This is a genomic window from Pseudomonas sp. NBRC 111124, assembly GCF_001320245.1.
In the GTDB taxonomy this organism is placed as follows: Bacteria; Pseudomonadota; Gammaproteobacteria; order Pseudomonadales; family Pseudomonadaceae; genus Aquipseudomonas.
In genome coordinates this window covers 63,692-84,050 of the sequence record NZ_BCBA01000047.1, presented here as the reverse complement: position 1 = coordinate 84,050, position 20,359 = coordinate 63,692, and the positions used below count along the sequence as shown (strand labels likewise).

23 protein-coding genes are annotated in these 20,359 nt (G+C 63.6%); 9 read left to right on the top strand and 14 right to left on the bottom strand.

The window, feature by feature from the left end:
* Window positions 1–5: 5 nt before the first annotated feature.
* The 3 genes from APH28_RS19145 to APH28_RS19135 form a co-directional block, all read right to left on the bottom strand.
* Window positions 6–335: a DUF202 domain-containing protein gene (locus APH28_RS19145; RefSeq protein ID WP_060512095.1), complete on the bottom strand. Its 330-nt coding sequence runs from the start codon at window positions 333–335 to the stop codon at window positions 6–8.
* Window positions 328–714 (bottom strand): YidH family protein, encoded by a 387-nt coding sequence (locus APH28_RS19140; RefSeq protein ID WP_218572263.1) that lies wholly within the window; start codon window positions 712–714, stop codon window positions 328–330. Before APH28_RS19140 ends, APH28_RS19145 begins: the two co-directional genes overlap by 8 nt.
* Window positions 715–811: 97 nt before the next feature.
* Window positions 812–2,524, bottom strand: a complete 1,713-nt coding sequence (locus tag APH28_RS19135; RefSeq protein ID WP_060512094.1) for an FAD-dependent oxidoreductase — start codon at window positions 2,522–2,524, stop codon at window positions 812–814.
* Between the two features lie 185 nt (window positions 2,525–2,709).
* Here APH28_RS19135 and APH28_RS19130 point away from each other — a divergent pair, with 185 nt between their 5' ends.
* The 5 genes from APH28_RS19130 (at window position 2,710) to APH28_RS19110 (ending at window position 6,622) form a co-directional block, all read left to right on the top strand.
* Window positions 2,710–3,486 (top strand): IclR family transcriptional regulator, encoded by a 777-nt coding sequence (locus APH28_RS19130; protein WP_060512093.1) that lies wholly within the window; start codon window positions 2,710–2,712, stop codon window positions 3,484–3,486.
* Window positions 3,487–3,624: 138 nt separating this feature from the next.
* Window positions 3,625–4,677: a Gfo/Idh/MocA family protein gene (locus APH28_RS19125; RefSeq protein WP_082432342.1), complete on the top strand. Its 1,053-nt coding sequence runs from the start codon at window positions 3,625–3,627 to the stop codon at window positions 4,675–4,677.
* Window positions 4,678–4,700: 23 nt separating this feature from the next.
* A complete protein-coding gene (locus APH28_RS19120; protein WP_060512092.1) occupies window positions 4,701–5,516 on the top strand; it encodes a sugar phosphate isomerase/epimerase in 816 nt (271 codons plus the stop codon).
* 156 nt (window positions 5,517–5,672) lie between these two features.
* Window positions 5,673–6,266 carry a GNAT family N-acetyltransferase gene (locus APH28_RS19115; RefSeq protein WP_060512090.1) on the top strand — a complete coding sequence of 198 codons (594 nt, stop codon included), beginning with the start codon at window positions 5,673–5,675 and terminating at the stop codon, window positions 6,264–6,266.
* Entirely contained in the window at window positions 6,263–6,622 is a 360-nt protein-coding gene (locus APH28_RS19110) for a cupin domain-containing protein (RefSeq protein ID WP_060512088.1), read from the top strand. Before APH28_RS19115 ends, APH28_RS19110 begins: the two co-directional genes overlap by 4 nt.
* A 120-nt stretch (window positions 6,623–6,742) precedes the next feature.
* Here APH28_RS19110 and APH28_RS19105 read toward each other — a convergent pair whose 3' ends face one another.
* Both APH28_RS19105 and APH28_RS19100 read right to left on the bottom strand, forming a co-directional pair.
* Entirely contained in the window at window positions 6,743–7,768 is a 1,026-nt protein-coding gene (locus APH28_RS19105; protein WP_060512086.1) for an LLM class oxidoreductase, read from the bottom strand.
* A gap of 13 nt (window positions 7,769–7,781) precedes the next feature.
* Complete coding sequence (locus APH28_RS19100; protein WP_060512084.1) at window positions 7,782–8,417, bottom strand: glutathione S-transferase family protein; 636 nt, start codon at window positions 8,415–8,417, stop codon at window positions 7,782–7,784.
* A gap of 123 nt (window positions 8,418–8,540) precedes the next feature.
* On the opposite strand from APH28_RS19100, the gene APH28_RS19095 reads away from it, so the two are divergent.
* Window positions 8,541–9,485, top strand: coding sequence for a LysR substrate-binding domain-containing protein (locus tag APH28_RS19095; RefSeq protein WP_060512082.1), 945 nt, complete (start codon window positions 8,541–8,543; stop codon window positions 9,483–9,485).
* A gap of 165 nt (window positions 9,486–9,650) precedes the next feature.
* On the opposite strand, the gene APH28_RS19090 is transcribed toward APH28_RS19095, so the two are convergent.
* The 5 genes from APH28_RS19090 to APH28_RS19070 all read right to left on the bottom strand — a co-directional run bounded on the left by APH28_RS19090 (window position 9,651) and on the right by APH28_RS19070 (window position 15,687).
* Window positions 9,651–10,973, bottom strand: a complete 1,323-nt coding sequence (locus APH28_RS19090) for an MFS transporter (protein ID WP_060512080.1) — start codon at window positions 10,971–10,973, stop codon at window positions 9,651–9,653.
* A 162-nt stretch (window positions 10,974–11,135) separates the two neighbouring features.
* On the bottom strand, window positions 11,136–12,806 hold the full coding sequence (locus APH28_RS19085) for an FAD-dependent oxidoreductase (RefSeq protein ID WP_060512078.1): 1,671 nt from the start codon (window positions 12,804–12,806) through the stop codon (window positions 11,136–11,138).
* A 34-nt stretch (window positions 12,807–12,840) separates the two neighbouring features.
* Window positions 12,841–13,161 (bottom strand): NIPSNAP family protein, encoded by a 321-nt coding sequence (locus tag APH28_RS19080; protein ID WP_060512076.1) that lies wholly within the window; start codon window positions 13,159–13,161, stop codon window positions 12,841–12,843.
* Window positions 13,122–14,873: an FAD-dependent oxidoreductase gene (locus tag APH28_RS19075; RefSeq protein ID WP_060512074.1), complete on the bottom strand. Its 1,752-nt coding sequence runs from the start codon at window positions 14,871–14,873 to the stop codon at window positions 13,122–13,124. Before APH28_RS19075 ends, APH28_RS19080 begins: the two co-directional genes overlap by 40 nt.
* 4 nt (window positions 14,874–14,877) lie before the next feature.
* The gene (locus APH28_RS19070) at window positions 14,878–15,687 is read right to left on the bottom strand and encodes a shikimate dehydrogenase (protein WP_060512072.1); all 810 of its coding nucleotides are present in this window, start codon (window positions 15,685–15,687) and stop codon (window positions 14,878–14,880) included.
* A gap of 145 nt (window positions 15,688–15,832) precedes the next feature.
* Between APH28_RS19070 and APH28_RS19065 the strand changes: the two genes are divergently transcribed.
* The 3 genes from APH28_RS19065 to APH28_RS19055 all read left to right on the top strand — a co-directional run bounded on the left by APH28_RS19065 (window position 15,833) and on the right by APH28_RS19055 (window position 17,907).
* A complete protein-coding gene (locus APH28_RS19065) occupies window positions 15,833–16,603 on the top strand; it encodes an IclR family transcriptional regulator C-terminal domain-containing protein (protein WP_060512070.1) in 771 nt (256 codons plus the stop codon).
* A 208-nt stretch (window positions 16,604–16,811) separates the two neighbouring features.
* Window positions 16,812–17,216 (top strand): DUF2251 domain-containing protein, encoded by a 405-nt coding sequence (locus APH28_RS19060; protein WP_060512068.1) that lies wholly within the window; start codon window positions 16,812–16,814, stop codon window positions 17,214–17,216.
* Window positions 17,217–17,250: 34 nt separating this feature from the next.
* Window positions 17,251–17,907: an HAD family phosphatase gene (locus tag APH28_RS19055; RefSeq protein ID WP_060512066.1), complete on the top strand. Its 657-nt coding sequence runs from the start codon at window positions 17,251–17,253 to the stop codon at window positions 17,905–17,907.
* A gap of 4 nt (window positions 17,908–17,911) precedes the next feature.
* Here APH28_RS19055 and APH28_RS28205 read toward each other — a convergent pair whose 3' ends face one another.
* The 4 genes from APH28_RS28205 to APH28_RS19040 form a co-directional block, all read right to left on the bottom strand.
* On the bottom strand, window positions 17,912–18,166 hold the full coding sequence (locus tag APH28_RS28205) for a hypothetical protein (RefSeq protein ID WP_082432341.1): 255 nt from the start codon (window positions 18,164–18,166) through the stop codon (window positions 17,912–17,914).
* A 208-nt stretch (window positions 18,167–18,374) separates the two neighbouring features.
* Window positions 18,375–18,935 (bottom strand): fasciclin domain-containing protein, encoded by a 561-nt coding sequence (locus tag APH28_RS19050; protein WP_060512064.1) that lies wholly within the window; start codon window positions 18,933–18,935, stop codon window positions 18,375–18,377.
* A 74-nt stretch (window positions 18,936–19,009) separates the two neighbouring features.
* Window positions 19,010–19,717, bottom strand: a complete 708-nt coding sequence (locus APH28_RS19045) for an anti-sigma factor domain-containing protein (protein WP_060512062.1) — start codon at window positions 19,715–19,717, stop codon at window positions 19,010–19,012.
* Window positions 19,714–20,289: a sigma-70 family RNA polymerase sigma factor gene (locus APH28_RS19040; RefSeq protein WP_218186521.1), complete on the bottom strand. Its 576-nt coding sequence runs from the start codon at window positions 20,287–20,289 to the stop codon at window positions 19,714–19,716. Before APH28_RS19040 ends, APH28_RS19045 begins: the two co-directional genes overlap by 4 nt.
* Window positions 20,290–20,359: the final 70 nt, after the last annotated feature.

Below are 20,359 nucleotides of genomic sequence, written 5' to 3'. Positions count from 1 at the left end.
TGGTACTACCAGGCCACAATAGCGACCAGCTCGACCGCGCACAGCGCAGTCACGCACACCGCCAGCAGCAGATTCACGGTGACGCCCGAAGCGATGGTTTCGGCGCGCAGGCCCACCACATGGCGATGATAGCTGCGCCGCAAACGCAGCCAGGCGACACCCGCGGCCAGCAGGCAGAGTAGGGCCGGCACCACGGCCAGCCAGCGATGGTGCGGGACCCAGCGCAGGAAAAAGCAGCTGCACACGACCATCGCCAGGATGGTCCGCCGCCACGCCAGCAACGTGCGCTCCGGCTGCAGCCCGTCATCGGTGTGGACGCGCTGCGGGTCAGGCATGGAAGAACACCGCATAGGCAAAGAACGCCATCACCAGCGACACGCCAATCGACAGCGCCGGCGCGATCAGCGGGAACGGCAGCGGCCGTTTCTGGCGCATCGCCCGTTCCACATTAAGCCAGCGGACAAAGGCCGGCAGGCTCAGCAGCAGGGCCAGGCTGATCAACGCCACGGCCAGCAGGCGGCGGGTGCCGGGGCTGAAGATCTCGGCGGTGAACATGTCCACGGCGATGCCGCTGGCCAGCAGTGCCAGCGCGGTCCTGATCCAGGCGAGGAAGGTACGCTCGTTGGCCAAGGTGAAGCGAGGGTCAGGTTCCTGGCCGTCGGCGAGGAGCTTGCTGGCCAGCCAGCCGCGTGAGGGCTCGGTGTTCTTGTTCAAGGGCAGTCGTCCTCCTCGGGTAAGGTCGGTGGGCACGCGTCTGGCGCAGTTTGAGTGGCAAACCCTGCCAATGTCCATGGTTTGCCAGCCGCTGACGCTATTCGTACTCGGTTACGCCGCTGATATGCCGCCCGGCGACATAGCCGAAGGTCAGCGCCGGCCCCAGGTTGATGCCGCCGGACGGGTACCAGCCGCCGAACACGCTGGCCATGTCGGTGCCGGCCGCGTACAGGCCGCTGATTGGCTGGCCGGCGTCGTTCAGCACGCGGGCATGGCCGTCGGTGCGCAGGCCAGCGAAGGTGCCGAAGCAGCCGGGCTGCACCTTCACCGCATAGAACGGCCCTTGCTCGATGGGCGCCACGCACGGGTTCGGCCCCTTGTGCAGCGGGTCGCCCTGTTTGCGGTTGAACGGCGTCGAGCCACGGCCGAAGGCCGGGTCTTGACCTTGGCGTGCATGGCGATTGAATTCGGCGACGGTAGTGCTCAGCCCGGCAGGGTCGATCCCACACGCCTGGGCCAGTTGTTCCAGCGTGGCGCCGCGCTTCAGGTAGCCACTGCGCAGGTGCGGCCCTACCGGTAGCGGCGCGGGGCGTGCATGGCCGAGGCCGAAACGGCGCAGGAAGCGGTGGTCGCAGATCAGCCACGAGCAAGCTTCCTCGCCCGGCGGCACTGCAGCGACCATGGCTGACACATAGTCGTAATAGCCGTGCGCCTCGTTGACGAAGCGCTTGCCGTTGGCCAGCACGCCGATGATGCCCGGCTTGCCGCGTTCGATGATATGCGGAAAGTGGCCGACGCTGCCGTCGCGGTGTGGCACCTTCGACACTGGCGCCCAGGCCACCGGCGACTTCAGGTCAGTGGCCACCACGCCGCCCGCTGACTCACCCAGGCGCAGGCCATCGCCGGAGCAGGATGGCGGGGGCAGGGCGAGGTTGTCGTGGCCGCTGGCATCGCGCGGGAACAGCTGCTGGCGCCGTACCGGGTCATTGGGGAAGCCGCCGGCGGCCAGCACCACCGCCTTGGCACGGATCGCCCGTTCACCTTGCGGGCCAGCAACCACGGCCCCCAGCACCTTGCCGCCCTCCATCAGCAGGCCCTTGGCCGCTGTCGACTCGATCATCCGCACGCCCAGGTCGTCAGCCGACTTCGCCAGCCGTGCCACCAGCGCCACACCATTGACCAGGTGCATCGCCCGGCCATGACGGGCCAGATGATAGAGGTGGCGCGCGAAGCGTTTGCACACGTGCAGCAAGGCACGCGGCGAGCGGGTCATGTTGAGGAAGGCCGCCAGGTCGGCGCCGGCCATGATCGGCATGCCCATGAACGAGGTTTCGCGCAGGGTCTTGCGCAGGCGCGGCAGCAACGCGCCCAATTGACTGGCATCGTATGGGGCGGCAATCACCTGGTGGCCGCCAAGGGCGGCACCGGGCGTGTCGCCGTGCATGTCGGGGATGCCGTTGCCGTCGGCGAACTGCAGGGCCGTGTGCTGCTCGAAGAAGGCGACCATGTGCGGGCAGGCCTCAAGGAAGGCGTCGACGCGCTCTGCGTTGTAATGGCTGCCCAGTTCGTTGCGCAGGTAGGTGCGCGGCTGCTCGATGTCCTCGATGATGCCGGCGCGCCGGGCCAGCGGGTTGCGCGGCAGCCAGGCCCAGCCACCGGACCAGGCGGTGGCGCCGCCGAGCACCGGGTCCTTCTCCACCAGGACCACCTTCTGCCCATGCCAGGCAGCCGTGACCGCCGCTGCCAGCCCGGCCGCGCCAGAGCCGATGACCAGTACATCGCAGTCGCTTGGGAAGCATTCGGCGGGCATTGTGTTATCTCCTATATTTATATTGGAACCAGATTCCACAATATTCATTTTCAGGTGATGGTGCTGCAAGGCCAAGCGCCAATTTCTGGTCGATAACCGGACACTTCAGCGCGTGCAGGCGGCGCTGGCTATCAACGACATGGAATCATCTTCTAGAATTCGGCAAATTTTCAGGGATACACGTCATGGCTGGTAGTCAGATCGAACGCGCCTTCAGTCTTGTAGAAAGCCTCACCGGCGAACCCCACGGCTTGCCACTGCAAACGCTGGCCGAGCGCCTGGATATCCCCAAGAGCGCCGCCCACCGCATGCTCACCGAGCTGGTGCGCCTGGGTTACGTGCGGCAGAACCGTGACAACAGCCGCTATCAGCTGTCCGCCAAGTTGGTGGCGATGGGCTTTCGCTACCTGTCCAGCAGTGGCGCCGACATCATTCAGCCAGTTCTCGACCGCCTGGCCCAGGACAGCGGCGAGCTGGTGCGCCTTGGCGTGATAGAAGGCAACCGCCAGACCTGGATCGCCAAGTCCCAGGGCGCCCGTTCCGGGCTGCGCTACGACCCGGACATGGGTCGTGACGCCCCCCTGTTCTATACCGCCTCCGGCCATGCCTGGCTGGCCAGCCTCAGCGATGAAGAAGCGCTGCAGATGGTGTTGCGCCAGGGCATTGCCGACCCGTCCCAGTTCGGCCCCAATGCGCCCCGATCAACCGATGAGTTGCTCGCCTACCTGCATCGCGCCCGTGAGCGCGGCTACGCCTGGGTCGAGCAGACGTCGGCCATCGGTACCTCTGCACTGGCCGCTGTAGTGCGCCGCCCGCAGAGCGACGAAGTGATCGGCGTGCTCAGCGTTGCCGGCCCCAGCGCTCGCCTGGCGCAAGCGCGCCTGGCCGAGCTGGCGCCCCTGCTGCTGGCAGCGGCCGAAGAGCTGTCGGCGGCCAGCCCGGCGAGCGAATTGTTCGCCTGAATGCGTTTCTGGTCGGTAATCGCACAGTCTGCGAGGTGTGGCGTTCTGAAAAGCTGAACTTGGTTCTACATTGTGTAGCGTTGATTCTGGAACAAGGTTTCACAATCGATTCCACAATAACGACAAGAGGACAGTGCGTTGAACTCACCCCTACGAATCGCCTTGATCGGCGCCGGCATCATGGGCCGTCAACATTACCAGCACCTGCGCCGGCTGCCGCAAGCCCAGCTGTGCGCCGTGGCAGACCCGAGCCCACAGGCCGAAGCGTTCGCCGCCGAGTGCGGGGTTGCCTGTTTCGCCGATCACCGGCAGATGCTCGAACAAGCGCGCCCCGATGCGGTGATCGTCGCCAACCCCAACAACCTGCACGTGGCCTGCGCCCTGGATTGCGTCGAGGCTGGCGTGCCGGTGCTGGTGGAAAAGCCGGTCGGTGTGCACCTCGATGAAGTCCGTGCGCTGGTGCGAGCCTCGCGCCGCCGGGGCGTGCCGGTGCTGGTCGGCCACCACCGGCGGCATAACCCGCTGATCGCCAGGGCCCACCAAGTGATCGCCGAGGGCAAGCTGGGCCGGCTGATCAATGTCACCGCGCTGTGGCAACTGCAAAAGCCCGACAGCTACTTCGAAACACCGTGGCGCCGCGAGCCGGGGGCGGGCTTTCTGCTCACCAACCTGATCCACGACCTCGACCTTCTGCGCCACCTGTGCGGCGAGGTGGTGCAGGTGCAGGCCTTTACCCGCAACGATGTGCGCGGCTTCGCCAACGAAGACAGCGCGGCGGTGCTGCTGCAGTTCGCCAACGGTGCGCTGGGCAGCCTGACCGGCTCCGACGCGGTGGCCGCGCCATGGAGCTGGGAACTGGACTCCGGTGAAAGCCCGATCTATCCGCGCCAGGACGGTCAGCCCTGCTACCTGCTGGCCGGTACCCAGGGCGCGCTGAGCATCCCGCAGCTCAAGCGCTGGCATTACGCCGAGGCCGGTTCCGGCTGGCACACGCCGTTGTTGCAAAGCGAGGAAGCCATACCCGCAGGCGAGGCGCTGACCTTGCAGCTGCAGCACTTCATCCGCGTCGCCCAAGGCACTGAAGCGCCGTTGATCGATGCCGCCGACGGTGGCCGCACCCTGGCCCTGATCGAAGCGATCCGCCAGGCCGCCGAAACCGGCCGGGCTTGTGCGCCAGAACTGATCGCCTGATTTCTCGTCTTTAGGTAAATGACATGACCGACCGAATCTTTTCCCTCGCCGCCCTGACGGTGCTCGAACTGTCCCCGCCGGACATGGTGGAAGCCGCCGCACGCGCCGGTTACAGCCACGTGGGCCTGCGCCTGGTGCCGGCCACCGAGCAGGAGCAGCACTTCCCGCTGGTGGCTAACGCCGACCTGCGCCGGCAGACCCAAGCGCGCCTGCGCGACACCGGCATCAAGGTGCTCGACCTGGAAATCCTGCGGCTCAAACCTGACACCTGCGTGGCCGATTTCGAACCGATCCTGGCGATCGGTGCGGAACTGGGCGGCACCGAACTGCTGGTGGCTGGCAACGACCCGGTTGAAGCGCGCCTCACCGCGCGCTTTGCCGAACTGTGCGATCTGGCCGCTGGCTATGGCATCCACCCGCACCTGGAATTCATGCCCTGGACCGACGTGCGCGACCTGCGCCAGGCCATGCGCGTGGTGGCCAACGCCGACCGGGCCAATGGCTGCGTGCTGGTCGATGCCTTCCACTTCAACCGCTCGCGTTCCTCGCTGGACGACCTCGCGCTGTTGCCAGCGCAGTGCATGCGCTATGCCCAGCTGTGCGACGTCGCCGGGCCGGTGCCGGCCGACATGGACGAGATCCTGCGCCAGGCGCGCAACGAACGGCGTTTCCCGGGGGAGGGCGATGCCGACCTGGTGGGCCTGTTGCGCGGTTTGCCAGCGACCGTGCCGTTGAGCCTGGAGATCCCCACCCGGCAACTGATGGAGCAGGGCATCAGCGCCGAGCAGCGCGCACGCATGGCGCTGGAGAAGGCCAAGGCCGTACTCGCCAGCGTCTGAGCTCATGGCACGGGGCACGCCTGTGAGAGCAAATGCCTTGCTCGATCAAGCAGGTGATGACAGGCGTCGCGCGCCGTACTGACGGTGTCGCCCAGAGCAAGGTGGCAACCGTTCAACCCGGCTACCCTGCCACCTGGTCCCAACAGAGCACTGTACATGCCTATCGACTTCAGACCCGCTCAAGCGTCGGACGCGCACGATATTGCGCGCTTCTTTCAACTGACATCGGAGGGCATGGCCGATTACATCTGGAGCAAGCTTGCCGCGCCTGGCGAAGCATTGCTGAGTGTCGGTGCATCTCGCTATGCCAGGGAGCAGGGCGACTTCTCCTACAAGAACTGCCTGATGGCCATTTTCGAGGGGCGCGTCATCGGCATGATGCACAGCTACGCCTTGCGCGAGATCCCTGACCGGCCTGCCGAAACAGACCCGGTCCTCGCGCCTTACTCCGACCTGGAAATACCCGACACCTTGTACATATCCAGCCTGGCACTGGATGAGGCCTGGCGCAGCCAGGGGCTGGGCGTCGAGTTTCTCCGACACGCCCAGCAGCGCGCTGATGACGCTGGCCTGAATGGGCTATGCCTGATCGATTATGCCGAAAACCACGGTGCACGCCGCTTCTACGAACGTCACGGCTTTCAGATTGTTAAAACCTGCCAGATCGTTGCACACCCGATGCTGGGCGTAACCGGTGAAGCCTATTTGATGTATCGCCCTGGCCACAACGTACTCGAGAGAAAACCATGAGCAAGCAACTGACCGTGTTCCGCGAACTGGATATCCAACCGGTGCGCGACCTGCCCTTTTTTGGAGAAGTCGTGGAAGGTACCCCGCATACGCTGACTTCCAAGTATTATCACGATGAACAGCAAGGGCGCATTTCCGGTGAATGGGAAGCCAGCACCGGGGCGTGGCGCATCGACTACAAGGTCTGGGAGTTCTGCCATGTCCTGAGTGGGCGCTGCGTTATCGAGCTCGAGGGTTGCGCCCCCGTCACACTGGGCGCTGGCGACACGTTCATTATCGAACCGGGCGCCAAGGGCAAATGGACCGTGCTTGAGGACATGAAAAAGAACTTCGTGATCCTCGTGCCTGCGAACTAGGCACGAGGAGGCGTTTCATCGGGCGCAGCGCAAGGACAGCCTGTGTCTGTTTCCGACCCATAGCGGACACTAGCGTAGGCGGCTTCGCGTTCCGTTGAAACGGGCAACCACCATTACCCGCTACCAGTTTTGCGCATGGGGCTCTGGCCCAGCTAACGATGGAAAGAGTGGCAGCACTTCTTCCGCCAGCTCCCGGATGACCTCCTGCGCTGGGCGCTGTGCCATCTGAATGCCAAGCGCCGCGTGGTTGACGCCTGCCTCGCGCCACTCATGCAGCAGCTCGATCAATCCGTTGCGGCCTGTGCGCAATACATAGCCGCCCTGTAGCGGTGTCCGCGGGAAGTCTGGGTTTTCATCGAGATCGATCCATTCATTGGTGACATGAGGGCGGAAGCCGCCTCCAGGAATGGCCGCTCTCCAGCCTCGGATTTTTTCGGCGAGCCGCCGAGGACCGAGTGCATTGTGGGTGGTGTCGGGGTATGTAATCCAGCCATCGGCTTGCTCGCCGAGCCACTGCATGGATTGACGTGATGAGCCGGTCACCAACAACGGGATACGTCCCGTGACGGGCTTGGGGAGCAGGTGGGCCCTCTCCAACTGCCCCAACGGCGTATCGACTGGCAAGCAACTGTCTGTCAGCAACTGACGGAAATAGTCCACGCTTTGCACGAAACGCTCCCCGCGTTCGTCATGGGCCAGGCCATAGGCGGGAAACTCTACAGGGCGGTCGCCTGAGGCAATACCCAACACCAGACGGCCACCTGACAGGCAGTCGAGAGTGGCCGCAGCTTTGGCCAGGTCGATGGGGTGGCGCAGAGCGAAGATCGCACTTCCGGTTGCCAGTGCGATGGTGCGTGTATGGGCTGTCAGGTAGGCCAGGTAGGTGAAAGGATCGAAAACCTGACCTGCGTCGCCGAAAGCCGGATCGTACAAGGGCACATCACGTACCCACACGGCGGCGAAACCCAGGTGGTCGACTTCGCTGACCAGTCGCGCCTGTCCGTTAAGCACACCCATGTCACCGTCATAGAAGCGAAGTGGCAGGTAAATTCCCAGGGTCAATTGACCCTGGGCAAACATGCGGCGGTAACCTGGATGCAGAGCGAAGGCATCAGCGCTTGCGCCTTTGATGTTGTTGAGCGTCATGGACAGTCCTTGGTCAAGGGCCAGTGGCCGGAGCGGGAATACGAATGCCGCGCTGTACAGCCGGGCGCTGCTCGACTTGGCGGTACCAGCGACGGAGGTTCTCGTAGACGCTGAAGTCGAAACCCACGATCGCGGCAACGTGTAGCCAGGCGAAGCTGGCAATGTCTGCAATCGAATAAGCTTCGCCGGCCAGCCATTCACGTGTGGCAAGCTGTTGGTCGAGAAGGGCGAAGGCATCTTCAGTAAGGGTGCGATACCGCTTTTGCGCGACAAGATCAGGTGTGGCCTCGAAGCATTCGAAGTGCACACGCTGCCCCAGCAAAGGGCCCATGCTCGCGCTGTGGTACATCAACCAGGTAATCGCCTCCCAGCGCGGCTGCGTGGCCTGTTCGAGCAGTTGGCCGCTGTATTGCGCCAGGTACAACAGAATCGCTGCCGACTCGAACAGCACGATGCCCGCTTCGTGATCGACCAATACCGGAATCCGCCCTGCTGGGTTGAGTGCCAAAAAGTCAGCCTGCCGATGCTCGCCCAGAGCGATGTTCACATGGACGAGGCGATAAGGCAGTTCCAACTCTTCAAGAGCAATGGTGATCTTGAAACCGTTAGGGGAACTGTCGGTGTAAAGCACAAGTGCCGGATCTTGCATGTGTTCACCTTAGTAAAACTGATCCATGGTAGGTTTGCAGGGTGGCCATGCTAAATCCTCTTTTACGGGCCAACTAACGATCATTCCTGGTCATGACTTCAGTTTTTCTAAGGTTGGTTTTAAATGGGTGCCGTTTTGCCTTTGCTCGCGCTGCGCGCCTTCACAGAAACCACTCGGCTAGGCAGCCTTAAGTCCGCCGCCGAGCGCATGGGCGTTACGCCGGGTGCTATCAGCCAGCAGATTCGCCTGCTGGAGGACCGTCTTGGTGTCACCCTCCTGACTCGAAACCGTTATGGCGTGCAGCTCACCGAGGCAGGTGAAAGTCTTTACCCAGGGCTATCACGTGGCTTTGGTCAAATCGAAAGCGCTCTACTCGATCTAGAAGTGCTGACCCGTGCCAATTCTCTTAATATCAGCACCCAATCTTCGTTCGCTTCCAGTTGGCTGGTACCACGCCTGGCTGATTTCAACGCGCTGCACCCTGATATCGACGTACGCGTGCAGTCCACAGCCGAACTTGCCGACCTGCACCGTGACCCGGTCGACATTGCTCTACGCCATGGTTTGGGTGATTACCCTGGAGTGGAGTCGATACCGCTATTCGCCCCCGTATTGCTGCCAGTTGCCAGCCCTGGCTTGCTGGCCTGCGGCCCAGCGCTGGATGAGCCGCAGGATTGCCTGCATTACCCGCTGTTGCAGGACGCCGATCGCGCCGATTGGACGTTGTGGCTGCAGGCCCACGGCGTCGAGCCCGACCTCCGTAGCCGCCGAGGCCCCAGTTTTGACGAAGATCTACTGTTGTTGCGCGCGGCGGTCAGTAGTCAGGGCATTGCGCTTGTACAGGCACAGCACGCCGAAGAAGACATACGTCATGGCAGGCTGGTGGTGGCTGTGGACCGACCATGGCCTTCGCGGTTTGCTTACTACCTGGTTGCCCGCAAGGAAAAGCTGGGGCAACCGCCTATACGGGCGTTCGTCGACTGGGTGCGAGGGCAGATTGAATCGGGAGCATCGTCGAGTAGGCACGCCTCGGAGTCTGATCCCAAGTACGTCCTTGAAGGGAGATAACCTTGGGCGGACAGATGTGATTGATTGCCATGGGTCGATACGGGTCAGACGCGACCTACTGCTTTCGTGGTCGGCTTGCCGGCGATGAGGTCAGCACAGGCCCACCGGGCGGGCATAAAAAAGGGCCCGTCAGGGCCCCATCGAGGTAACTGGAATCCGCGCTTATCAGGCTTCGATCTTGCGCGGCGCCATGAAGTACATCCAGACCAACGCCAGGAAGTACATGGCCGGGATCATGGTGAACAGCACGGCATAGTTGTTGTTCGTCGCCATCAGCACGCTGCCGACGATCTGCGTCATGAACATGCCGCCAATCGCCGCGCACATGCTGGCGAAGCCGAAGACCGTGCTGATCAGGTGCTTGGGCGTGTAGTCCATCACCAAGCTCCAGATGTTCGCCGTCCAGGCCTGGTGCGCGCCGACCGCCAGGGCGATGGCCAGCACCGCGATCCACAGCCCGCTGGCATGGGCGGCGAAGGTCACGCTGACCATGGTGCAGGCGAAGACCAGCATCGATACCAGGCGCGCGGTGGTAGCGCGCACGCCACGGCCGATCAGCCACGAGGAGAGGATGCCGCCACCGATGCTGCCGAAGTCGGCGGTCAGCCAGATCAGCATCAGCGGGATGCCCATCTGGGTCACGCTGATGCCCAGGTTGTACTGCTGGTTGAGAAACGGCGGCAGCCAGTACAGGTAGAACCAGAACACCGGCGCGGTGATCGCGTAGGCCACGGCAAACGCCCAGGTGCCCCGCATGCCAAGGATGCGGCTGAAGGGCAGGCGCGCCACCGGCGGCTCGACGTCCTGCTGGATGTAGTCGAGCTCGCTCTGGCGCACACTTGGGTGCTCTTCCGGGTTGAAGTACTTCAAGCCCCAAAACACCAGCCAGACCAGGCCCAGGCAGCCCATGGCGATGAACGCGGCCTGCCAGCCCCAGACGGTGAGGATCAGCGGCAGCAGGGCCGGGGTGACCATGGCGCCGACGTTGGTGCCGGCGTTGAACAGGCCGGTGGCGATGGCACGCTCGCCGGCAGGGAACCACAGGCGCACGGTCTTCACGCAGGCCGGGTAGTTGGCCGCTTCGGTCAGGCCGAGGATGAAGCGGCAGACCATGAAGCCAGCCGCCGAGGTGGCCAGGCCGTGGGCGCCGGTGGCCAGGCTCCACAGCAGCACGGCGGCAAAGAAGGCGCGCTTGACGCCGACCTTGTCGATCAACCGGCCTTGCAGCACGAAGCCGACGGCGTAGCCGACCTGGAACCAGAAGTTGATGTTGGCGTAGTCCATCGCCGTCCAGCTCATGGCCTTGGCCAGTTCGGGCTGCATGATGCCGAGTGCGGCGCGGTCGATGTAGTTCAGGGTGGTGGCGAAGAAGACCAGGGCGAGCATGCCCCAACGGGTCTTGCCGACGGCGAAGGCGTCACGGATCTTGTCGCCGATACCGGCGGAGGGCAGCCGTGGGCTGGCGGTAGTGAGCTTGGAGTGGTTCATAGTCTGGTCGTTTCTTGAAATTGTAATGAACGGCTTTTTCTCGAACGTGACCTGGCCCCAGGCAGGGGCTACACGCAAGGCCGTTGCATGGTGAGCAGTGAATCGGCGACCGTCAATTCGCTGGAGGGGCTACTGTTCGATAATCGAACGATAGCGCCACGCTTACGGAGCGCTCAGCGCCTTGCCGGCCAGATAGCCGAACGTCATGCCCGGCCCCAGGGTGATCCCACCGCTAGGGTAATGCCCGGCCATCACGCTGTGCATGTCGTTGCCGACCGCGAACAGGCCGGGTATTGGCTGTTGTGCGTGATCGAGCACGCGTGCGGCAGCATCGGTGTGCAGGCCGGCGAAGGTGCCAAGGCTGCCGGGCAGCAGTTTCACTGCATGGAAAGGGCCGTGCAGCAAGGGCCGCAAGGAGGGGTTAGGTTCGTGCAGCGACTCGCCTTGGGCCTTGTTGTAAGCCGAGCTGCCGCGCTGGAAGGCCGGGTCTTCGCCGTTGGCGGCGTGCCGATTGAAGTCGGCCACGGTGCGCTGCAGCTGTTCGGCATCGATCCCGCAGCGCTGCGCCAGTGCTGCCAGGGACTGGCCGCTCAACAGGTAACCGCAGCGCTGATAGAAGCCGGTCGGGAATGGGAACGGCTTGGCCCAACCGATGCCGTAGCGGCGTTGTGCAGCATGGTCGCAGATCAACCAGGCCTCGTGCGCTTCGCCCGCTGGTGTGGCGGCGAACAGCGCGTTCATGAAGTCGTGGTAGCAGTCGGCTTCGTTGACGAAGCGTCGGCCATCGCGGCGCACGGCAATAAAACCCGGCTTGGCGCGGTCGATCAGGTGCGGGAAGTGGCCAACGCTGCCGTCGCGCCGAGGCACGCGGGAAACTGGCGCCCAGGCGCCTGCCTGATCCAGCGCGCCGACCTGGGCACCGACCTGTTCGCCCAGGCGCAAGCCATCGCCGCTATTTTCAGGCGGCGCGGCCGAGTGATGTTGCGTGCCATCGGGCGCGTGGGGTATCAGCTCGGCAATGCGCTGGCGATCATGGGCAAAGCCGCCACAGGCCAGGACCACGCCACGGCGTGCCCGCACCACCTGGCCATCGGCGAACCGCGCACCGTCGATGCGCCCGTCGCCGAGCAAGCGGGTGGCTGCTTTGTGGGTGAGCACTGTTACGCCGAGGTCGAGGGCGCTGCGCAACAGGCGCGCGACCAGGGCATTGCCGTTGACCAAGTGCAGGCCGCGGCGGTGCAGCAGCAGGTCGCGGCCATGGCGCAGCAAGCGCTTGCCGACATGCAGGGCGGCTTTCGGCGATTGGCGCGCATTGAAGAAGGCGGCCATGTCGGCGCCACCGGCGATGCCCATGCCCGCCAGGCTGACGATGTCCAGTGGCGGGCGCAGCATGTGCAGCCACGGGCCGAGCAAGCGACCGTCGAACGGCAGCGCGCACAGCGAGCGCCCGCCACGCGCGCTGCCGTCGCCTTCACGCATGTCGGGCATCTTGCTGCCCGACTGGAACTGTACGGCGGTGTGTTGCTGGAAGAACGCCACCATCTCCGGGCCATGGCGCAGGAAGGCGCGCTGGCGTGTGTCCAGTTCGGTAGCGTGGGTCTGGGCGCGCAGGTAGCGTTCGGCTGCATCGTCGGTTTCAATGATGCCTTCGGCGATGGCCAGCGGGTTACGCGGAATCCACAGCCAGCCCCCCGACCAGGCACTGGTGCCGCCAAGCTGGCTGGCCTTTTCCGCGACGATCACCTTCAGGCCATGATGCGCGGCAGTAACGGCGGCCGCCAGGCCCGAGGCGCCAGAGCCGATGACAAGTACGTCACACGCGAGGGGTTGCATGCTGGTATTCCGCTCGGATTATTGAAGGGGCCGTTTATTGCAGCGGTGAAAAGCCCGTGGGCCGCAGCAGTCGCGAGTGCAACTGCAGCACCGCCCCCAGTTCCCGATTGCGCCGCGAGAACTCCGCCCAACGTGGGTCTGCAGCCATCGCGGCGCGGCGCGCCATGCGCTCGTCGAGGCTGGCGTAGGCCCACAGGTGCACGACATGGTTCACCTCGCCGAATTCGCTGGTGAAGAAGCCCACCAGCTTGCCCAGGTGCTCGGTTTGCACCTCCAGTGCATGGCTTTGGTACAGCGCCAGCCAGTCGGCCATCTTCAGCGGGTCGAGGGTGTAGGTTCGCAGTTCGTAGTACATGCGGTGGTCTCCTGGTGGGTGGCGGGCGCCTGCAGGCGCTCGGCGATATGACTGGCAGCGATCCAGCCGAAGGTGAGGGCAGGGCCCAGGGTGATGCCCGGGCCTGGGTAGGTGCCGTTCATCATCGAGTTCATGTCGTTGCCCACGGCATATAACCCGGCAATCGGCGCGCCGCTGCGGTTCAGCACGTTGGCCTTGGCGTCGGTCACCAGGCCGCGTGCCGAGCCAAGGTCTCCGGTTTGGATGCGGATGGCGTAGAACGGCGCCTTGGTCAGCGCTGCCAGGCACGGGTTGGGTTGGTGCTGGGGGTCGCCCATGTAGCGGTTGTAGCTGTTGCCGCCTTTGCCGAACTCGCGGTCGATGCCGTTGCAAGCGTCGGCGTTGAAGTGCGCCAGCGTTTGCTGCAAGGCTTGCGAATCGACCCCCATGGCCGTCGCCAGGGCCGGCACGCTGTCGGCGCGCAGCAGGTAGCCGGCGGCGATCAGCGCAGAGTTGTCCACCGGCTTTGGCCGCGCCAGGCCCAGGCCATAGCGGTTCATCGCTTCGGCGTCGCAGATCAGCCAGCAATGGCCGATACCGTTGGTGAACATGGTCTGCACGAAGTGGTGGTAGGAGTTGGATTCGTTGACGAAGCGCCGCCCGGTCGGGTCGACCGCGATCACACCCGGCTTGGCGCGGTCGGTGACCAGATGCGGGAAGCGCTCGCGCTCGCCATTGGCGTGGCGCAGTTCGGACACCGGCGCCCAGAAGAAATTGGCTGCAAGGCCCTCGCCCTGGGCCGCCGCCACCGCCTCGCCAAGGCGCAGGGCAGCGCCGTCGTTGGTGGGCGGCGACATGCTCAGGTGTGGCCCTGCGGCGTGCGGGCGATTGCGGGCAGCCAGCTGCCCGGCGGCAAAACCACCCATGGCGCAGACCACGCCACCGTGCGCCTGCACCCGTATCCGTCGGCCTTCACGCTGCACAATAACGCCGGTTACCACGCCGCGTTCGACGATCAGCGCTTGTGCTTCGCTGCGCAGCCACAGTTCTGTGCCGTGGGCAAAGGCGCTGCTGGCCAGGCGCGCGATCAGCGCGTTGCCGGTGGTCAGGCGGGTCCCCCGCGGGTGCTGCAGGCGGTCCCGCGCATACCGTGCCATCAGCTTCAGGCAATGCCACAGCGAGGCTGGCGAGCGGCGCAGGTTGAGGAAGTGCTGGATGTCCACGCGGTTCACCATCATGCCGCCAAACAGCAGCATGCCCGGCGGTGGCATCTTCAGGTCCTCGAAGCGCGAACCCAACTGGCGGCCGTCGTACTCGACCATTTCCAGGGCGCGGCCGAACTCGGTGGCACCGGGTTCGTCGGGGTAGTAGTCCGGCGAATGCGGGCGCAGGGCATAGCGCAGTTCGGTGTTGTGCTCCAGCCAGCGCAGGGCCTGGTGGCCCTGCTCGATGAAGGCGTCCACCAGCGCCGGGTTGTAACCCTTGCCGATGATCGTCCTCAGGTAAGTGCGCATGGCCTCGGGGGAGTCCTTGGCCCCAGCCGCACGGGCCTGATCGCTGCCGTAGATCCACACCGCACCGCCGGAAATCGCCGAGGTGCCGCCGAAACGCTCGGCCTTTTCCACCACCAGCACTTTCAGCCCGCGGCGGGCTGCCGTGGCTGCGGTGGCGAAGCCCCCGGCACCGCTGCCGAGGACGACCAGGTCGAACACCGCTTGTTCGCTAGTGCTCATGATTTTAGATCTCCAGCGGCGTGACGCCCATGAAGGCGCCGAGGTGGCCCAGTTGAGCGAAAGCCATCTGCACACCGGTCTGGATTGCGCAGCCGCGTTCACGCGCCTGGTGCAGCAGCGGGGTGATTTCCGGCGAAGTGACCACATCGGCCACCAGCGTGGTGGTTTTCAGGGTCTCCAGCAGTGTGCTTGGCAAAGGCAGTTCCCCGTTGTTGCCCATGCCGACGGGGGAGGCGTTGACCACCAGGTCGAAGTCCTCCAGCGAGCGGTACTGTGTGGCGATTTCCAGTTCCGCAAAGGCCTTACCAAGTACTTCGCCCAGCGCACCGACGCGTTCGGCGCTGGGGTCGCTGAGGGTAATCTGGCCAAGCCCGGCCTCACCCAGTGCATAGGCAATGGCACTGCCGACCCCGCCGCAGCCGACCACCAGCGCACGCTTGCCACTGGCCACGAAGCCTTGCAGGCGGGCGGCGCCAAGGAAGCCTGCGCCATCGACGTTGTCGCCCAGCAGGCGGCCGTCGGGCTCGCGGCGGATCACGTTGACCGAGCCCAGTGCCTTGGCGCGCTCGCTGAGCCCGTCAAGGCGCGTGGCCAGGACCTGCTTGTACGGCACGGTGACCACGCAGCCGCGCAGGTTGCGCCAGCCGCGCAGGTTTTCGACAAAGGCTCCCAGCGCCGTTTCCTGCAGGTCGATGGGAATCATTGCCAGGTCGCAGGCGTTGTTGGCGAACCAGGTGTTGAAGTTCTCCGGGGATTTCACCTGGGCGATGGGTGAACCGACAATGGCGACCAGTTCGGTTGAACCTCGGATCATGCTGACCTCCGTTATGACTGTTGTTGTGGAGGCAAGCTTGCAGCCAGGCGTTTTCATCAACAACGCGCTTATCAGGCATTTGATGCGATAATCGCAGCCATCTTTCGGTAATCGCATTAATTGCCCTTTTCCACGAGCCGAACTCATGTCCCAGCCCGAGATTCACCCCCGCGACCTGATCGCCGGCCTGCAGAAAGGCCTGGCGCTGATGCAGCTGTTCAATGCCGAGCAACCACGCCTCAGCGTGCGCCAGGCGGCCAGGCTGTCCGGCCTGACCCCCAGCGCCGCACGGCGCTTTCTGCTGACGCTGGTGCATGAGGGCTTTGCCGAAACCGACAACCGCCATTACTGGCTGACGCCCAAGGCCTTGCGCATCGGCCAGGCCTATGTCGATTCGGCGCAGTTGCCGCGCATGCTGCGGCCGATCGTCGAGCAGGTGGCGCGGCAAACCCAGGAACATGTGTCGGTAGGCAGTCGTGATGGGGACGAGATCATTCACCTGGTGCGCAGCCGCTACAGCCACATTGCGTCGTTTTCGATCCGCCCCGGGTCACGGGTGCCGATGTACTGCACGGCCAGTGGCAGGGTGTGGCTGGCGTGGCTGGAGGAGGGGCAGCGCGGGGAGTACTTCACACGCAACCCGCTGCATGCGCTGACGCCTTACACCCAGACCGACAGGGCGCTGCTGGAGGCGGAGTTGCAGCGGGTGAGGGCGCAGGGCTACAGCATCGTCGACCAGGAATACGAAATCGGCATGCGGGTGCTGGGCGTGCCGTTGCTCGACCGCAGCGGCCAGCTGAAGGCGACCTTGACGATCACCACCCATGCGTCGCGGTTGAGCATCGACGAGATGCGCCTGCGCTACCTGGCGACGCTGCATGAAGCGCAGGCGTTGCTCAAGCCGATACTGGATTGAAGGAAGTTTTATCAGCGTTAAGTTGCCGGATTTATTCACACTGGCATGCAATCTCCATCGGCTGAGTGTGCCAGTGGCTTATCGGCGTTGATGCAAAGTATCAGCCTGTGGTGTTGCCCAAGGCTATGGCCCGGTCCGGATTCGCTTGCAGCCGGCATCCGTTGCTGGGCATGATCGGTCTCCCAGACCAAGGAAGAGGAATGCCAACATGCCTGCCTATCTTGCTGCGCAGAACGAATTGCTGGTTGGGGACGGCCTGGTGCTCGAGGCGCCGGCCGGGGAAGGTTCCTACGTCGTGGTGTTCGAGGACGATGAGGAAACCGGCTATTTCTACGCCCTGGATACTTCAAACAGCGGCAACCCGATCCAGAATGCGCTGCACATCTACGACGTGGAAGACGTCTCCGATCGGGACAAGCCCTCGCAGGTCAAGATTGCCTGGTCCGAGGACCACCGCAAGGCGCTGCTGCTGATCAACGACTACCCCCATGCGGTCTTCGACTTCGAAGCCAAGCAGGGGCATTGTCGCACCGGGTTCCCGCTGCCGATGGACAATGGCTGGTCGCACGCGGGCCATGAATGGGATGACAGCGCACTTCGGCATTTTGCCTGACGTCATTCAGGCTCAACCCGCGAGGAGTCGATGTATGCATAAACGTGTCAACGCTATCGAAGCGGTGGTGTTCGACCTTGGCGGTGTGCTGGTCGACTGGAACCCACGGCACCTGTTCCGCAAGATCTTCGTGGATGACGAGGCGGCGATGGAGGCGTTTCTGGCCAACGTCTGCAACACAGCCTGGAACGAGCGCCAGGACCGCGGCCGCTCATGGGCGGCCGCGATCGATGAGGCCATTGCCGAGCACCCGGCGCACGCGTCGAACATCAGGGCCTATCGCGAACGCTGGGAGGAAATGCTCGCCGGCGCACTGGAGGGCACGGTTCAGGTGCTGGATGAACTGCACGCTGCTGGCGTGCGGCTGATTGCCCTGACCAACTGGTCGGCAGAGACTTTCCACTATGCCGAGCAGCGTTTCGGCTTCCTCGATAAGTTCGAAGGGATACTGGTGTCGGGCCAGGAAAACCTGATGAAGCCCGAACCGGAGATTTTCCAGTTGTTGCTTCGTCGATACGGGCTCGACCCGTCGCGCACGCTGTTCATCGATGACGTGCAGAAGAACGTGGATGCGGCGAAAGCGCAGGGCATGCAAGCCTTGCGCTTTATCGACCCCGATCAGTTGCGCCAGGCGTTGGCCGGGCTTGGTCTACCGGGCGTCAAGCCGCTGCAGGTCGTCAGAAAGGCTTGAAGCCTTACGTCTCGGTGCCGGTGCATTCCACCCGCAAGAAGGGGAAACGCTCGTCTGGATTACGGCATTCGCTATTGAGCTTCAAGCGCGCGGCTTCTGCCAGCGACTTGGTCGGGTAGCTTGGCTTGAGCCGTAATTTTTCCTGGTTGTCGTAAATGTCGAAGCCACCTGAAACGGTAGCGGAATAGAAACGAGATCCCGACTGAAAGGATTCTTTTTCGATTGGCACAGCGGGAACGATAACAAATCTTGATTGCATGATTCGTGCCTCCCCAGGCAGATACCTTAGTATTAGCCTGAAGAACGAAAGGCATCAATATGACTCATCGGGACGATTCAATGGCGTGCCGTGTCACGCCTTCGTTGGCCTCGGGCAGGTTGTGCAGGTTGAGCCGCGCGTGATGTATCTGCATAGCCAGGTGCTTTGCTTGCGACGGCCCAACCCAGGCCGTCGCAAGTCGGCCAAGCTATTTGGGCATCAGCACGGTATCAATGACGTGGATCACGCCGTTGGACTGCATCACATCGACGAGGGTAACCGCTGCCTTGCCTCCCTTGGCGTCCATCAACCAGAGTTTGCTGCCATGCATCATTACGGTAAGCGGCTCACCCTGGACGGTGGTCAGCGTGGCTTTGCCGCCATGCATCTTGACCTCGTCCATGAGTTGCTTCGCCGTATGAGTACCGGCTACCACGTGGTAGGTCAGGATCTTCGTGAGGTCGGCCTTGTGTTCAGGTTTTACCAAGGTGTCCACCGTGCCTGACGGGAGCTTGGCAAAGGCTTCGTTGGTGGGCGCGAAGACGGTGAACGGGCCTTTGCCGTTGAGGGTATCCACCAGGCCGGCGGCTTTGACTGCTGCCACCAGTGTCGTGTGATCCTTGGAGTTGGCCGCATTTTCAACGATGGTCTTGTCCGGGTACATCGGTGCGCCGCCCACCAGTGGCAGGTTTGCGGAAAAGCCATTGGATGCCACAAGGCATAAGGCGACCAGGCAGGTTGTTGCGAGGCGTTGAGCAAAGCTGGGCATGATGCATCTCCTCGATTCTTCGACCCTTCGAATGAAGGTGAGGAATATACGGAGCAGCCCGGCGAACGGATGCATCACAGCGACGATATTTTTCCTTGAGCGATGACGGGGCCGGTGGGCAGGCCCGTAGGCGAGCCGTTTTCAGGCTCGAGCGATACGGCTAGCACTGCACCCTCGCCAAGTGATGCAGCCAGTTCCGGTGGAATGGCCAGGCCTGAGGCCGCATTCGCCCGAAGCAGCCCTAGCGAGTGCGGTTGGCCATCCTTGCCGATCAACCAGGCCTGGGCGCTGAGGTCCTTCCAGTACGAGGCACGTGTGGGTACGAACAGCACGGCGCGGTTGCCAGGTTGGACCGTTACGGTGAACAGGACATCACCGTCACGCTGCTCAAGGCGGGCGAGCAGTGTTGTCGTTACGCTGTGCTCGGGCATGCCAAGGGTAATGAGGGCGACGATCAAGCTCGCAGCCAGGGCCGCAGTGGTCCAGCGCCATAAGTCGACAGAGTTCCACCCGCTACGGCGGGGTGGGCGCATCAAAGGTTCATTCGGGAATACTTGCGCCTCGATCCGCTGCCAAGTGTGCTCAGGTGGAGTGGCTTCAGGAACCTGACTCAGCCAGCCTTCGAACTGACGCTGCCACGCAGCCACCGCCGCTTGCACGGCTGGGTCGCGTGCGGCCAGCGCCTCCACCTCTTCGCAGGCTTCGCGGCCCAGCACGCCCAGTACGTACTCGGCGATCAGAAGATCGCGATCATCGCCCGGGGGAAGTTCGTGTTCGTTCATAGGCCAAGGCACACACGCAGTCTGAGGAGCCCACGGCGAATCCAGCTTTTCACGGTCCCGAGGGGGACGCTGTGACGTTCAGCCAGTTCAGCGTAGGAATAGCCTTCGAAAAATGCCACACGAATGGATCGCTGCTGGTCTTCCTCAAGTGTTGCAAGGCAGCGTTCCAGCGCACTGCCTTGGTGATCCCGCTCGACGCTGTCCGCTACCGAATCCTGCGTGGGCCACTGCGCGAGGGTTTCGAGAGGTTCGTGGATGTGCCGGGAACGGCGTCTGTCGATTGCCTTGTGTCGGGCAATCGAAGCCATCCAGGTGCCGGCACTCGATAGCGCCGGATCGAAGCTTGCGGCCTTGAGCCAAACACTGGTGTAGATGTCCTGAAGGACTTCTTCTGCCTCGGCGCGGTTGTTCAGGTAATGAAGGCAGATGCCGAACAACTTGGCCGAGGTGGTGCGGTACAGTGCCTCGAATGCCAGACGGTTGCCTGTGCCACAGGCCAGCAGCAGCACGTTCTGCGCCGCAGCTTGCGGCTGCTCGGCATGATGATCGGTGGTGTCAGCGCTTATGGCCAATGTGCAGTCTCCTGAAGGCGCTAAGCAACCTTAGTCCGGATTTGCAATCGCCGATGGCCTGACTGCAGGT

Excerpts from the sequence above, each read along its gene's own strand:
- APH28_RS19080 (WP_060512076.1), bottom strand. The coding sequence starts at position 13,161 with ATGTACTACGAACTGCGAACCTACACCCTCGACCCGCTGAAGATGGCC.
- APH28_RS19050 (WP_060512064.1), bottom strand. The coding sequence starts at position 18,935 with ATGCCCAGCTTTGCTCAACGCCTCGCAACAACCTGCCTGGTCGCCTTA.
- APH28_RS19135 (WP_060512094.1), bottom strand. The coding sequence starts at position 2,524 with ATGCCCGCCGAATGCTTCCCAAGCGACTGCGATGTACTGGTCATCGGC.
- APH28_RS19130 (WP_060512093.1), top strand. The coding sequence starts at position 2,710 with ATGGCTGGTAGTCAGATCGAACGCGCCTTCAGTCTTGTAGAAAGCCTC.
- APH28_RS19120 (WP_060512092.1), top strand. The coding sequence starts at position 4,701 with ATGACCGACCGAATCTTTTCCCTCGCCGCCCTGACGGTGCTCGAACTG.
- APH28_RS19060 (WP_060512068.1), top strand. The coding sequence starts at position 16,812 with ATGCCTGCCTATCTTGCTGCGCAGAACGAATTGCTGGTTGGGGACGGC.
- APH28_RS19095 (WP_060512082.1), top strand. The coding sequence starts at position 8,541 with ATGGGTGCCGTTTTGCCTTTGCTCGCGCTGCGCGCCTTCACAGAAACC.
- APH28_RS19065 (WP_060512070.1), top strand. The coding sequence starts at position 15,833 with ATGTCCCAGCCCGAGATTCACCCCCGCGACCTGATCGCCGGCCTGCAG.
- APH28_RS19090 (WP_060512080.1), bottom strand. The coding sequence starts at position 10,973 with ATGAACCACTCCAAGCTCACTACCGCCAGCCCACGGCTGCCCTCCGCC.
- APH28_RS19075 (WP_060512074.1), bottom strand. The coding sequence starts at position 14,873 with ATGAGCACTAGCGAACAAGCGGTGTTCGACCTGGTCGTCCTCGGCAGC.
- APH28_RS19110 (WP_060512088.1), top strand. The coding sequence starts at position 6,263 with ATGAGCAAGCAACTGACCGTGTTCCGCGAACTGGATATCCAACCGGTG.
- APH28_RS19105 (WP_060512086.1), bottom strand. The coding sequence starts at position 7,768 with ATGACGCTCAACAACATCAAAGGCGCAAGCGCTGATGCCTTCGCTCTG.
- APH28_RS19115 (WP_060512090.1), top strand. The coding sequence starts at position 5,673 with ATGCCTATCGACTTCAGACCCGCTCAAGCGTCGGACGCGCACGATATT.
- APH28_RS19085 (WP_060512078.1), bottom strand. The coding sequence starts at position 12,806 with ATGCAACCCCTCGCGTGTGACGTACTTGTCATCGGCTCTGGCGCCTCG.
- APH28_RS19100 (WP_060512084.1), bottom strand. The coding sequence starts at position 8,417 with ATGCAAGATCCGGCACTTGTGCTTTACACCGACAGTTCCCCTAACGGT.
- APH28_RS28205 (WP_082432341.1), bottom strand. The coding sequence starts at position 18,166 with ATGCAATCAAGATTTGTTATCGTTCCCGCTGTGCCAATCGAAAAAGAA.
- APH28_RS19055 (WP_060512066.1), top strand. The coding sequence starts at position 17,251 with ATGCATAAACGTGTCAACGCTATCGAAGCGGTGGTGTTCGACCTTGGC.
- APH28_RS19145 (WP_060512095.1), bottom strand. The coding sequence starts at position 335 with ATGCCTGACCCGCAGCGCGTCCACACCGATGACGGGCTGCAGCCGGAG.
- APH28_RS19070 (WP_060512072.1), bottom strand. The coding sequence starts at position 15,687 with ATGATCCGAGGTTCAACCGAACTGGTCGCCATTGTCGGTTCACCCATC.
- APH28_RS19045 (WP_060512062.1), bottom strand. The coding sequence starts at position 19,717 with ATGAACGAACACGAACTTCCCCCGGGCGATGATCGCGATCTTCTGATC.